The organism is Anabaena sp. CCY 9613, from assembly GCF_963920895.1.
GTDB lineage: Bacteria > Cyanobacteriota > Cyanobacteriia > Cyanobacteriales > Nostocaceae > Cyanocohniella.
In genome coordinates this window covers 88,764-101,164 of the sequence record NZ_CAWUDE010000013.1, presented here as the reverse complement: position 1 = coordinate 101,164, position 12,401 = coordinate 88,764, and the positions used below count along the sequence as shown (strand labels likewise).

The following is a 12,401-nucleotide window of genomic DNA, read 5'->3' as shown; positions in this document are numbered from 1 at the left end:
CACTGCTTTGGGCGGGTTTCCCGACTTGTAGCAAGTGGCGTGGATTTAGGGGGATCAAATGATTTGTATGTACACGGTAGCCCCATCTATCCACTCCCCTCTCCCAGAATTTTGCTAGAGTTAACAAACCAGGATTTTTCAGTCAAATCTCTGATAACGCCAGCAGACGAGGCTATCCATGCTTACAAGTACGCTACTTCTCTCGAACCAAATCCCTACTCTACAGTACTCCTCCACACCAGAGCGATTCGATGAAACCTGGGAAGCCCCTTTGGCTACCCTCCTAGGATTAGGCCGCGCCGCGGGCGCTGACTTCATTGAATTATATTTAGAACGTCGCAACTACATTAGTTGTCTTGCTGAAGAAGACGCTATTACCAGTATTTCACCCAGTTTAGCTACAGGTGCCGGAGTCAGAGTATTTCGCGGTAAAGCCGACTGCTATGTCAGCACCAATGACCTTTCGTTTTCTGGCTTGAAAGCAGCCTTAGAAAAAGGGCTTTCTATTCTCGGACTAGAACTACCTGTTAATAATGCTTTCATCCCCGAAATCAATCTAGAATTACTCAGAGACTACGCCACCAAAAGAGGCAAAGATGGCTGGCTACCTTTGTGTAGTTCCATCCGCGAAATGGGAGAAGTCCTCCTAGATGGAACGGCTCAACTCCAACGCAAGGCCAACCATGTACAATCACGCCGTGCTTCCTATTTCCGGGATTGGCAAGAAGTCTTAGTTGCCTCCAGTGATGGCACTTTTGCCCGTGACATTCGCCTCACTCAATCGGTAGGATTTAACTTGTTGTGTGCTGATGGTGCCAATCGTACTTCCATTGGCGATCGCGCTGGTAACACCAGTGATCCTAACTTCCTGAGAACGTGGGACTATCAACAAGCGGCGGAACACATAGCAGAATCTGCTGGAAAAATGCTGTATGCAGATTATGTAGAATCAGGCACTTACCCCATTATTATGGCCAATCACTTTGGTGGGGTAATTTTCCACGAAGCTTGCGGACACCTATTAGAAACCACGCAAATTGAACGCAAAACTACTCCCTTTGCCGATAAAAAAGGTGAAAAAATTGCCCACGAAAGCCTCACAGCTTGGGATGAGGGACGCTCTGAAAATGCCTTCGGCACAATTGACATGGACGACGAAGGAATGCCTGCTCAAAGAACTTTGTTAATTGAAAAAGGTGTTCTCAAAAACTTCTTAGCAGACAGAACCGGGTCTTCCCGCACGGGACACCCCAGAACCGGCAGTGGCCGCCGCCAAAATTACACTTTTGCCGCAGCTAGCCGGATGCGAAATACTTATATTGCTCCGGGCGAATACACCACAGAAGATTTATTTAACTCAGTTGACAAAGGCATTTACTGTAAAAAAATGGGTGGCGGTAGCGTTGGGGCTACAGGTCAATTTAACTTTGGTGTAGATGAAGCTTATTTGATTGAAAATGGCAAAATCACTAAACCCTTAAAAGGCGCAATTCTCATTGGTGAAGCTAAGGAAATCATGAATAAGATTTCCATGTGTTCTCAAGATTTGGAACTAGCACCAGGGTTCTGCGGTTCAGTCAGTGGCAGTATCTACACCACAGTAGGACAACCTCACATTAAAGTTGATTCTATTACTGTGGGTGGAAGATAAGAATTTTCGAGTAAAATCCCCAAATCTTCAACTCTAAAATTTAACTTCGCTTATGTAATTAAGTAGCAAGGAGTAATTGTTTGTCAGATTTGTAATTCTCTCAATCAGGCATCAAACCCTTGGACAGCATGGGTTACGCTACGCTAACCCATGCTACGTTTAATTTAAACCTTCTACTTAATTAAAATTCAGAATCCAAAATCTAGAATCCAAAAGTGACTATGCCAAATATCACAGAAATTGCCAATAATGCCAAGAAAAATGCTAGTAAACTTGGTATCAAAAAATTTGACATTTATGGCGCCACAATAGATGAAACTAGCGTCCAAGTAGACCAAGGTGAGCCAAAACAAGTCAAATCTTCAAATCGCTCTGGGGTGACTGTTCGGGTTTGGAATGAAGATAATACAATGGGTGTTACTAGCACCACAGATGTAGATCCCAAAGGGCTAGAATTAGCTTTAAAAACTGCCTACGAAGCAAGTTTTTTTGGTGTCAAAGAAAATGTCCCTGATTTTAGTCCAGAGTCTACTGCTCCTATTTCTCATCCATCTCAAGACAAAACACCCCAAGCACCTGTTGCTGAATTGATAAATAGCCTACTTGTCGCTGAAAAAGAACTGCTGGCAACTCATCAAGCTATTAAAGGTGTGCCTTATAATGGTTTAGCGCAAAGGGATATTGACAGGTTCTACCTGAATAGTGATGGCGCTACTAGAAATGAATCTCATTCTTTGGCATCAATTTATCTTTATAGCAAAACCGAGGAAGAAGGCAAAAAACCGCGCAGTGGTAGCGCTTTTAGAATCAATAGGAGTATAAATAATTTAGATATTAATGGATGCATCAAAGAAACCGCAGAGAAAACCATCAGTCACTTGAATTATGAAAAAATCAAGTCTGGTAAATACCGCGTTATTTTCTCTCCTGATGCATTTTTAAGTTTGTTGGGTGCTTTTTCCAACTTATTTAATGCTCAAAGTATTTTGGATAAGCAAAGCCTCTCTAACCCTGATGATTTAGGTAAGCAAATTGCTGCGCCGCTACTTTCAGTTTATGATGATGCTTTGCACCCAGCTAACTTTGGTGCTGAAAGTTTCGATGGGGAAGGAACTCCGACTCGTCAGATTTCACTCATTGAAAATGGCGTTTTAAAAGGATTTCTCCACAGCGCTGGAACCGCTAAACGCATGAATACTCAACCAACGGGTAATGCAAGTATTGGTGCTAAGGTCAGCGTCAGTCCTAACTTTTATCATGTTTTCGCAGCGACATTTCCTGAGCAGAAATTAAGTCTAGACACTGCGGAAAATGTAATTTTAATTGATGATTTACAAGCTCTCCATGCCGGAGTGAAATCTTTACAAGGTTCGTTTTCTCTACCTTTTGATGGTTGGTTGGTAAACAAAGGTGAAAAAACGAGCATTGAATCAGCAACTGTTGCTGGCGATTTTTTGGAACTCCTAAAGTCCATTGTTTATGTGGAGAAAGAAGTAGAACTTACTCCTGGTGGAGTTTGCCCTAAAATCTGGGTTGATGAACTATCAATTACTGGTGACTAGTACCGCTGCGCGGAAGTCAAAAATCAAAATTCAAAAGTCAAAAAGCTTTTATCTTGGTTTTTTGAACCTTTTAAAAGGGTATCCACATTTATGCCCTGGAGTACTAGTACCGTCGTGAAGTCAAAAGACTTATAGGATAGGCTAGGAGTTAGGAGTTAGTTGTTAACTCTTAGCTCTTATTCTTCACCGCCTATACCCAGATTGATATCAAAACCATCAGCCCCGCTGATATCAGTACCAATCATTACTGCACCATCGACTTGAGCATTGTATAAGTTAGTATCGCTTAAGTCGGCATTAGTCAAATTAGCGTTATCAAATGTAGTACCATTAGCAAAAGCACCTGTAAGGTCAGCAGATATCAAATTAGCACCAGTCAAATCTGCGCCTTCTAAGTTGGCTTCTTCCAAATTTGCACCTTGTAAATTAGCTTTTCTCAAGTCAACGCCTATTAAGTGAGCGCCTTGAAGATTTGCATTTGTTAAATCACAACCATAACATTCTCTAGTTTCTAGCAAATGCTGGACGGGATTTATTTTTTCAGTTGTAGCAGAAACAGGAGCAGCTAGAGATAAGGTACTGAATAATGCTGCGGCTGTCAGAAAAATAGATTTCATATGTCTTGAATTGCGGATTACAATGCCTTTTAAAGTATTGATCTGAATGTCTTGTATTGTTTAATATTGCCAGATTATAGATATTATGTCCTCTGGCGATCGGACGAATTAGCTATTTAAATTGGTGAATAATCAAGAATGTGAATATACTACTTGAGTTAGAGTTTGAAGATATTTATGAAAAACTATGCCTATCAGGGACTGATAAATAAAAAATAATCAAATCCCTGCGGGACGCTACGCGGTAAGCGCAGCTATGCCCTTTAGGGCTTTACGCTTTGATGAGCATAGGGAGCAGGGGAAGCAGAAGAAATAAACCTTGTCTACTTTGAGAACTTGAGTGTGCAGTCAAGATTATGAGATTGCTTCCTGACGTGGATTTAAACTTTGCTACTACCTAATAAATACAAAAGTGCCATACGAATGGCGATACCACTGGTAACTTGTGACTGAATCAGGCTAAATTCTGGATCATCCATTAAATCTGAGCTAATTTCTACACCACGGTTGACTGGGCCTGGATGTAAAACTTTGACATGAGGTTTGCACAGTTGCAACTTCGTGCGTGTAATGCCAAACGTTTGATGATATTCTCGCAAACTTGGCAGTAAGTGAGCAGTCATTCGTTCTTTTTGCAGGCGCAAAGTCATGACAAAATCAGCATCTTGTAAAGCGGGTTCTAGCTCCCAGTGTAAGGATAGTTGGCGATGAGGCGAAGGGAGAATAGGAGATGAGGAAGGATGTTTCTGTTCTAGGCTTTCTGACTCCTCATCAAAAACATACTCGGTAAATAATTTGGGTAAAAGGGTGGGTGGTGCGGCTAAATGCACTTCGGCACCACTGGCGGTTAAACTCCAGATATTAGATCTGGCTACGCGAGAATGTAAGATATCGCCAACGATCGCAATTTTTTTATCTTTTAATAGTTCCAGTCGCGGATTAGCTGGATCAATCAAAGTACAGATTGTAAATAAATCCAGTAGTGCTTGGGAAGGATGTTCGTGTTGTCCATCACCAGCATTGAGGACGCTGACTCGGACACCTAGACGATCCATTTCTTGAGCGATCGCATTGGGTACCCCTGCTTCTTTATGGCGAATCACCATAATATCTGTTCCCATAGCCAAATAAGTCTTGGCTGTGTCGAGAATAGTCTCTCCCTTAGTCATGGAAGAAGATGCAGCGGCGAAGTTGAGGGTATCTGCACTGAGTCGTTTAGCAGCAAGTTCAAAACTGCTTCTGGTGCGTGTAGATGGTTCAAAAAATAAATTCGCCACCACCTGTCCCTGTAAGCTTGGGACTTTCTTTGTCCGTCGTGATAGCACTTCCTGAAAACTAGCAGCAGTTTGCAAAACAGTATCATATTCGGCGGTTGTGAAGTCGGCTAGGGAAAGAACGTGATGACGATTCCAGGTAGTACTAGGCATAAATAGCTATCAGTTATCTCTGTACAGACACAACACTGTGCGCCCCTACAGCTTTTTCATTTACTATGCAGTGGAAATAATAGCACTTGCCCTATATCAAAATAGATACTGTTTTCCGCGTTAGGGCTTTGTGGCGATAAGCCGAAGACTTGACGCTACGCGTATCGCCTACCCATTCATACAACACCACCAGCAGCTGACAATATGTTGCTGCGCGTCTATGCATCCTCGTTGCTGGCTTCGGCTTCAAACTGCACTTGTCGGTACAAATCAGCGATCGCTATTTCTACATCCACCGATTCCAGTCGCAATCTATCGCCCAAATTATACTCCGACAGCACCCATTTCCCTTGTTCGTTACGCCGAAACACTTCTACACCTGGTTGGGCTACTTGTACTAAGACATATTCTTGCAAGGTGGGAGATTGGCGATATTTGGCAAACTTCTTCCCCCTATCGGCTGCTTCTGTTGACGGTGATAGCACTTCGATAATTAAGCAGGGGAATTTCACCCATTGTGGATCAATGTCACGCGGATCGCAAGTAACCACCACATCAGGATAAAAATACTTTTGTCCCGGTTCCACCTCCACCTTCACATCAACAATGTAGACTTCACAGGAGCGATGGGCTAGGGCATCATCTAAGAGCCTAAAGAAATTTCCCGAAACCCGATTATGGTTGCGTGTACCACCGCTCATGGCCACTACTTCGCCATCCCAATACTCATAGCGTTGTTCTTGGGTGGCTTCCCAATTCAGATATTCCTCTGCACTCATCAACAGGCGATCGGGTAAAGCAACCATTGGGGCGATTAAGGAATGATTTACTTTTATAGGATAGCGAAAATAGGGGTTCTCTTGATGGCTATCCTCTTTCTCGCTCACTGGCAACATCTAACCAACCTTGAACAGCATCTTGTAGCATTTCCAACAGATGTTCGTAGCTGTCTCCCCAAGTGTGACAACCTGGTAGAGCAGGTACAGAACCACACCAAACACCATCTTCCTGCCAAATCAAAGCCTTGATTTTCATAACCTATGCTCAAAATATTGTGAGGCGACAGTCCTAGAATAGCGAAAAAGCTCGTTTTCTTGATTTCTAGCTTAACGAAAGCACTAACTTCCAGTATTTTATCTCGCAAATACTTAATGCGATCGCCCTTTTCGTATCCAAATCGATTTTTCAAGAGATACTGTAGATTAATTTTTTAATAATGCTCGAAACCCTGCCTGATCAAAATGGGTGTCAGCGGTAAGTGCGTCAGTAATTCCTCTATTTTAATGGAGCAAGAGGACTCCCGTTATCTTTGTTTAGAAAGTGCATTACCAATTTCTAATAATATTGCCTGAGTTGTTACTAAACGAGTTTTATTAGCCTCAAGCTGATGGGCAAACTCAACAGATCGTACATGATTTTGATCTGTAATGGAAGAAAGGGCGATCGCAAAAGAAGTATCTAAAAAGACTTCAATCATTTACAGAAGTGTTTTCTCCATACAAATACTGGTCAATTTTCTCTGACCAATCTGGCTCACCCTGTAATTGTAAGGATTGAGCCGTTTGCAAAAACGTTGTGGATTGTTTATGTTCGTTAATTACCACACTTTCAATTATAATCTTTACCCTTGTACCTGCGGCTAAGTTTAAAGGGGATTCCAGTTGCAGGGCTGTACCATCAAATATAGCTTCGAGTTCCTGGAGCATGATTTTTAACAGTGATGAACTGTCCTCAGTATAATCTGTCTGTTATTCGGAGCTTTAGGGAGTGAGCAAAAATCATATATCTATGATTCTGCACCTGTTCAAATTGTTTATCTTCCCAGCATTTTATCTCGCAGATGCTTAATGCGATCGCCTATGGAATGCTACACTAATTTCTCTTAAACTTGCCGCAATAATTCCCGAATAGTGATGGCACAATCAGGAAAGGCTAAAGGTGAAATGGTCACATCTTCGGCAAGTATGCTCTCACTGTGATAGCCGTCTAGAGTGGGAAGACGATACATATACAACTTGCGCCCATTGACATCTAAAATCCAGTAATCAATAATACCTGATTTAGCATAGGCGATCGCTTTGACTTCTCGATCGTACTTGAGACTGGAATCAGCGATTTCAATTAGTAAAAATACTTCGGAAGCGTCGGGATGGTGATCATCATAATCTAAGGGATTGAGCTTCACGACTGCAATATCTGGTTCTGGTTCCGAGTAATCGTCAAGTTGCACTGGTGACTGTATTCTTAATAAAACTTTGTCCCCCAAGCGTTGACGTAATAATCTTTCTGTGCGGGTAATGGCTGACTCGTGAGCAGTTCCTTTTGCTGACATTCTGATGATTTGTCCCGCTATTAATTCTAAGCGTTCTTCAGGATGAAAAATTCCTGTTTCCGCCATTTGATGATATTCTTGAACGCTAATTAGACGAATATTGGTGAGCATAAGGTTCAAGCTAACGTCCCAGCATTTTATCTCGCAGATGCTTAATGCGATCGCGCAATTTTGCGGCTTCCTCAAATTCTAAATTTTTCGCTGCGGCTTTCATCTGTTCTTCTAACTTGCCAATCAACTCTGGAATGTGTTCTAGTGGCAATTCATCTATATGTTCATCGACCACTTTCAAATCACTGGCATTTAATCGCCGGGAAACATCCAAGAACGATAAAATGGCATTACTTGATTTCTTGACAATGGGTTGGGGTGTAATCCCGTGCATCCGGTTATGAGCAATCTGAATACCACGCCTTCTGTCTGTTTCCTCAATAGCTTTAATCATGCTATTTGTCATATTATCAGCGTACAAAATTGCTTGTCCCCTGATGTGACGTGCTGCTCTACCGATGGTTTGAATTAAGGAACGTTCGGCGCGTAAAAAGCCTTCTTTATCTGCATCCATAATTGCTACTAGGGAAACTTCTGGTAAATCTAAACCTTCCCGTAGCAAGTTTACTCCCACCAAAACATCAAATTTCCCTCCACGCAAATCTTGTAAAATTTCAATGCGTTCAATGGAATTAATCTCGGAATGTAAATAGCGCACCCGCACACTGTGGTCTTGTAAATACTCAGTTAAATCCTCCGCCATCCGCTTGGTTAATGTGGTAATTAACACTCGTTCTTGGCGGTCAACTCTGTCTCTAATTTCGCCTAATAAATCATCAACTTGTCCGTCTGTGGGACGCACAAAAATTTCTGGATCAACTACGCCAGTAGGTCGAATTACTTGCTCGGCTATATGTCCTTCAGATATTTCTAATTCCCAAGTTCCTGGGGTGGCGGAAACAAAAATACATTGATTCACTTTTTGCCAAAATTCTGTTGCTTGTAAAGGACGGTTATCAGCAGCACTAGGAAGGCGAAATCCATGATCAATTAACACTTTTTTTCTGGCTTGGTCGCCGTTATACATGCCGCGAATTTGCGGTACGGTAACGTGAGATTCGTCTATAACTAGTAGCCAATCTTTGGGAAAATAATCAATTAAACATTCTGGTGGTTCTCCCGCTTGTCTTCCTGCTAAGTGACGGGAATAGTTTTCGACGCCGTTACAGTAACCAACTTCACGCAACATTTCCAAGTCATAGCGTGTCCGCTGGTCTATGCGTTGTGCTTCTAATAATTTCCCGGTTTCCTCTAATTCGGCTTTTCGCTGCTTTAATTCCCTAGCAATATCATCACAAGCTATTTCTAAACGTTCCTCTGGGGTGACAAAGTGACGCGCTGGGTAAATATTCACGGCTTCCAGACTGCGGATAATTTCCCCTGTTACTGGATCAATATAGCGAATTGCGTCGATTTCATCGCCAAAAAATTCTACCCGAATAATTCGGTCTTCGTAGGCGGGGCCAATTTCTAAGACATCACCCCGGACGCGAAAACGTCCCCGACCCATTTCTATATCATTACGGTTGTACTGTACGGATGCTAAATCTCGTAAAATTTGGCGTTGATTTACCTCCATACCTATCTGAAGGGGGATGGCAGCTTTGAGATATTCTGCTGGCATCCCCAAACCATAGATGCAGCTAATGGAAGCTACCACAATTACATCACGACGTTCAAACAGCGATCGCGTGGCTGAATGCCGCAACATATCTATTTCATCATTGATTGAAGCTGTTTTTTCAATATAAGTATCGCTAACGGCAATATATGCCTCTGGCTGATAGTAGTCGTAGTAGCTAACAAAATATTCAACTGCGTTCTCAGGAAAGAACTCTCGCAATTCGTTACACAATTGGGCCGCCAAAGTTTTATTATGGGCTAGTACCAATGTCGGCTTACCGATTTTTTCAATTACTGCGGCTATGGAAAATGTCTTACCTGTTCCCGTGGCTCCTAGTAAAGTTTGGTAACGGTTGCCAGACTGGATACTTGTAGATAACTGTGCGATCGCTTGTGGTTGATCACCTGTAGGAATAAAAGGAGCTTGAAGACAAAATCCAGACATACACTTATATTGGAAATACCCTATTTCATGGTAGCGATACTGTCTCGCCTGTGTTGAGATGGCATCAGCAAACTTATAAACAGCAATATTTTTTTACAAAAATTTACTATTCATATTTACTTATGTATCAGTTTAAAAAATATTTATATACACATCAGGTTTTTTAGAGTTAAACTCTTTGATACATGAGGATAAAAATTCATTTTTCCTTAATTATTGTAAAATTTAGTTAATAAACCAGAGGTGTCCGTTTATGAGTATTAGCAGCACTGGTCAAGAAATCAGTCCTCGACAAAAGGATACCAAGCTAAAAGGGGAAACTACAGTGGAAGAAAACAATAAGAATAATAGCTTGAATACAGATAAAAAAGTCGAAAAAGGTACTGATATGCCAGTGCATGAAGACCAAGGTAAACTAGTAGTTGCTGGAGCGCGTCCCATTGGCAGCAGTGATTTGCAATTTGCTGGGACAGTGACAATTTCCGGAATCCGACCTATTGGCATTAGTAATCTGGAAGTAGTTGAGACAGTAAACATCATGGGGATTCGTCCCATTGGCGCTAATACGTTTGAAGTGGTTGACAGTATGAACATGTCTGGGATACGTCCCATTGGTTCGAGTTCACTGGTAGTTTCTGATAGCTACTCCGTAATGGGGAACCGCCCTGTAGCATCAAACGTTACTGACGATTCAGAAATCATGATGGGTTTTCTAGATTAGTAGCAAAAGTAATCACCATAACTTAAAATTGACCCGGTTCTTTAGCAGAACTGGGTTTTTTAATCAATACTTTCACTAAAATTTGATTCTTTAGAAAGATACGGCTTAACAAGTAAAGACTACATTTAAGCTCTAGTTAAGTTTTAAATAGGGAGATCAGAAAATAAATGATCTCATTTTGGATGATGGGTATTTGACCTGACTTTATTTATTTTTCTTACTATAAAAAATAAAAAAAATGAAATATTTAACTTGCTTTTGCTTTATCTCTTTTTATATAGAGAACTAATATGTCTTATGGCGGAAGGCTTTAATCCAAACGTTAAGCTACCTTGTAAAAGTAACAACAAAAGATTTCAAAGTTGTAAATTAACTTTGAAGCAAATATTATATCAAATCAGGAGCGTAATATGAGTATAGAAGATCGCGCCAAAGCCACTGGTAAAAATATTGAAGGTAAGGCTCAAGAAGCATTAGGAAACATTACTGGAGATCCAGAGGATAAGGCTGAAGGTAAAGCAAAACAAGCCGAAAGCGAAGTGCGTCACGGTGTAGAAGACGTAAAAGATTCTGTAAAGAAAAAACTGGACTAAGTAAATGTTAGATACTTGGCGAAATTGCTAAAGATGTGATGATAGTCAAGGCAATTTTGTCAAGATAACCAGCCAACAAATTAACTCGGCTAAACCCCCTTGATCCCTATGAAAACAGGGATTTAGGGGTTACTTAAGACAGTATATAGACGAAAGATGCTGATAGCCGTTGGTAATTGCTTCAGGAACTTAGATAAATACAAATAAGCACCGATTTAAGATGCATTTTATTTATATGAGTTCAACAATTTATACCAATTTGCAACCAAGAATTTGACAGATACAAAATTTAAAAACCAGAGAAATTAAATTTTCTGAATTATGAATTACAAATTGGTATCACCTTTAACAATTCTTTGATGGGAGGGAAAAAATGAATCTGCTTCAGCAGAGTCGTAAAATTGCCACGACTCTAATATTGATTTTGGTGCTAACAATAACTACAGCGTGTGGTAGTGGTACTGTTACCCAAGCTGACCGCACAATTGCCCCACAAATAGGCAGTGATGTAGCTTATGCAGAGTTACAGCGAGGTAATACACCAACCGGACAAAGTTTCGGCGATTGGGTGGTGCAAACATCTAAGGGATTGATTAAAGACGCGTATGTGCGCGATAACAATAAGCTAGGTGTGGTTATTTCTCCTCAAGTTCGTCCTAATGAAGTGCGGACTTTAGCAAAATCTTTAGTCCAAGGTTTTCAGAGAAACTTTCCCGATCAACACTTAACAGTCTTGGTATACGGGCCCGACAAAAAATTAATTTTGACTACTGAGTATGACAGGGCAAGTAATCAAATTCAATATAGCTAATTTGATGAAAATCAACCCTTCAAGTGACGAAAAAATTTGACCTGATTTCAGGAGATAAGTAAAGTGACAAGCAGCGAAGAATATAGAAGGCAAATCATGAATGATTTGTCACAGGGTAATACTGAATCTCTCGATGATGTCTCCTATGACAACTTCGATGACTTTGCTCAACGGACAACACCAGATCAAAGACGCCATTTATTTGGTAAGTCAGTAACTTCAGCGCCGATTCCCGCCAGCCAAATGGAGCCGGAATTACAAAAGGCGATCGCTCAAATCAAACCCAATGAACGGGATGATGTCGCCAGAGCCTTTTTTAAAGAATTTAAATCTAGAGGTTTAGACGAAAAGCGCTTAGAACAGCAATTAAATCTTTCTACTCACCATGCTAGCCGCATGAATGCTGATGATGTCAGCAAATTAGCAGGTTTCGCCTATCATAACCATCCCGACGTTTTCCGGGAAGTCATGGCAGAACAACCAGCAATCATGAAATTCCTCAGTAATCCTGTTGTAGCGGGGATTATTGGTATTGCAGCAGCCAAGTGGTTGGGTAGCCGGAAGTAAA

At 41.2% G+C, this 12,401-nt stretch carries 15 protein-coding genes; 6 read left to right on the top strand and 9 right to left on the bottom strand.

Annotated features, from left to right (window positions below; all coding sequences use genetic code 11):
• Nucleotides 1-178 precede the first annotated feature (178 nt).
• The gene (locus tag ACM0OT_RS16340; RefSeq protein WP_414565428.1) at nt 179-1,651 is read left to right on the top strand and encodes a TldD/PmbA family protein; all 1,473 of its coding nucleotides are present in this window, start codon (nt 179-181) and stop codon (nt 1,649-1,651) included.
• A gap of 221 nt (nt 1,652-1,872) precedes the next feature.
• On the top strand, nt 1,873-3,213 hold the full coding sequence (locus ACM0OT_RS16335; protein WP_414565427.1) for a TldD/PmbA family protein: 1,341 nt from the start codon (nt 1,873-1,875) through the stop codon (nt 3,211-3,213).
• A gap of 176 nt (nt 3,214-3,389) precedes the next feature.
• On the opposite strand, the gene ACM0OT_RS16330 is transcribed toward ACM0OT_RS16335, so the two are convergent.
• The 9 genes from ACM0OT_RS16330 to uvrB all read right to left on the bottom strand — a co-directional run bounded on the left by ACM0OT_RS16330 (nt 3,390) and on the right by uvrB (nt 9,708).
• Complete coding sequence (locus tag ACM0OT_RS16330) at nt 3,390-3,830, bottom strand: pentapeptide repeat-containing protein (protein WP_414565425.1); 441 nt, start codon at nt 3,828-3,830, stop codon at nt 3,390-3,392.
• A 380-nt stretch (nt 3,831-4,210) separates the two neighbouring features.
• Nucleotides 4,211-5,257 carry an aspartate carbamoyltransferase catalytic subunit gene (locus ACM0OT_RS16325; RefSeq protein ID WP_414565424.1) on the bottom strand — a complete coding sequence of 349 codons (1,047 nt, stop codon included), beginning with the start codon at nt 5,255-5,257 and terminating at the stop codon, nt 4,211-4,213.
• A gap of 91 nt (nt 5,258-5,348) precedes the next feature.
• Complete coding sequence (locus ACM0OT_RS16320) at nt 5,349-5,483, bottom strand: hypothetical protein (protein WP_414565423.1); 135 nt, start codon at nt 5,481-5,483, stop codon at nt 5,349-5,351.
• Nucleotides 5,476-6,063, bottom strand: coding sequence for a Uma2 family endonuclease (locus ACM0OT_RS16315; RefSeq protein ID WP_414565522.1), 588 nt, complete (start codon nt 6,061-6,063; stop codon nt 5,476-5,478). Before ACM0OT_RS16315 ends, ACM0OT_RS16320 begins: the two co-directional genes overlap by 8 nt.
• Nucleotides 6,064-6,124: 61 nt before the next feature.
• Entirely contained in the window at nt 6,125-6,292 is a 168-nt protein-coding gene (locus ACM0OT_RS16310) for a type II toxin-antitoxin system HicB family antitoxin (protein ID WP_414565422.1), read from the bottom strand.
• A gap of 268 nt (nt 6,293-6,560) precedes the next feature.
• The gene (locus tag ACM0OT_RS16305; protein WP_414565420.1) at nt 6,561-6,734 is read right to left on the bottom strand and encodes a hypothetical protein; all 174 of its coding nucleotides are present in this window, start codon (nt 6,732-6,734) and stop codon (nt 6,561-6,563) included.
• The gene (locus tag ACM0OT_RS16300) at nt 6,727-6,963 is read right to left on the bottom strand and encodes a hypothetical protein (protein WP_414565419.1); all 237 of its coding nucleotides are present in this window, start codon (nt 6,961-6,963) and stop codon (nt 6,727-6,729) included. Before ACM0OT_RS16300 ends, ACM0OT_RS16305 begins: the two co-directional genes overlap by 8 nt.
• A 176-nt stretch (nt 6,964-7,139) precedes the next feature.
• Entirely contained in the window at nt 7,140-7,700 is a 561-nt protein-coding gene (locus ACM0OT_RS16295) for a Uma2 family endonuclease (protein WP_414565418.1), read from the bottom strand.
• Nucleotides 7,701-7,710: 10 nt separating this feature from the next.
• A complete protein-coding gene (gene uvrB / locus ACM0OT_RS16290; protein WP_414565416.1) occupies nt 7,711-9,708 on the bottom strand; it encodes an excinuclease ABC subunit UvrB in 1,998 nt (665 codons plus the stop codon).
• Nucleotides 9,709-9,961: 253 nt separating this feature from the next.
• Here uvrB and ACM0OT_RS16285 point away from each other — a divergent pair, with 253 nt between their 5' ends.
• The 4 genes from ACM0OT_RS16285 (at nt 9,962) to ACM0OT_RS16270 (ending at nt 12,400) form a co-directional block, all read left to right on the top strand.
• Nucleotides 9,962-10,429 (top strand): hypothetical protein, encoded by a 468-nt coding sequence (locus tag ACM0OT_RS16285; RefSeq protein ID WP_414565415.1) that lies wholly within the window; start codon nt 9,962-9,964, stop codon nt 10,427-10,429.
• A 410-nt stretch (nt 10,430-10,839) separates the two neighbouring features.
• Nucleotides 10,840-11,022 (top strand): CsbD family protein, encoded by a 183-nt coding sequence (locus tag ACM0OT_RS16280; protein WP_414565414.1) that lies wholly within the window; start codon nt 10,840-10,842, stop codon nt 11,020-11,022.
• A 373-nt stretch (nt 11,023-11,395) separates the two neighbouring features.
• Nucleotides 11,396-11,833, top strand: a complete 438-nt coding sequence (locus ACM0OT_RS16275; RefSeq protein WP_414565413.1) for a hypothetical protein — start codon at nt 11,396-11,398, stop codon at nt 11,831-11,833.
• A gap of 63 nt (nt 11,834-11,896) precedes the next feature.
• Nucleotides 11,897-12,400 (top strand): hypothetical protein, encoded by a 504-nt coding sequence (locus ACM0OT_RS16270; RefSeq protein ID WP_414565412.1) that lies wholly within the window; start codon nt 11,897-11,899, stop codon nt 12,398-12,400.
• Nucleotide 12,401: the final 1 nt, after the last annotated feature.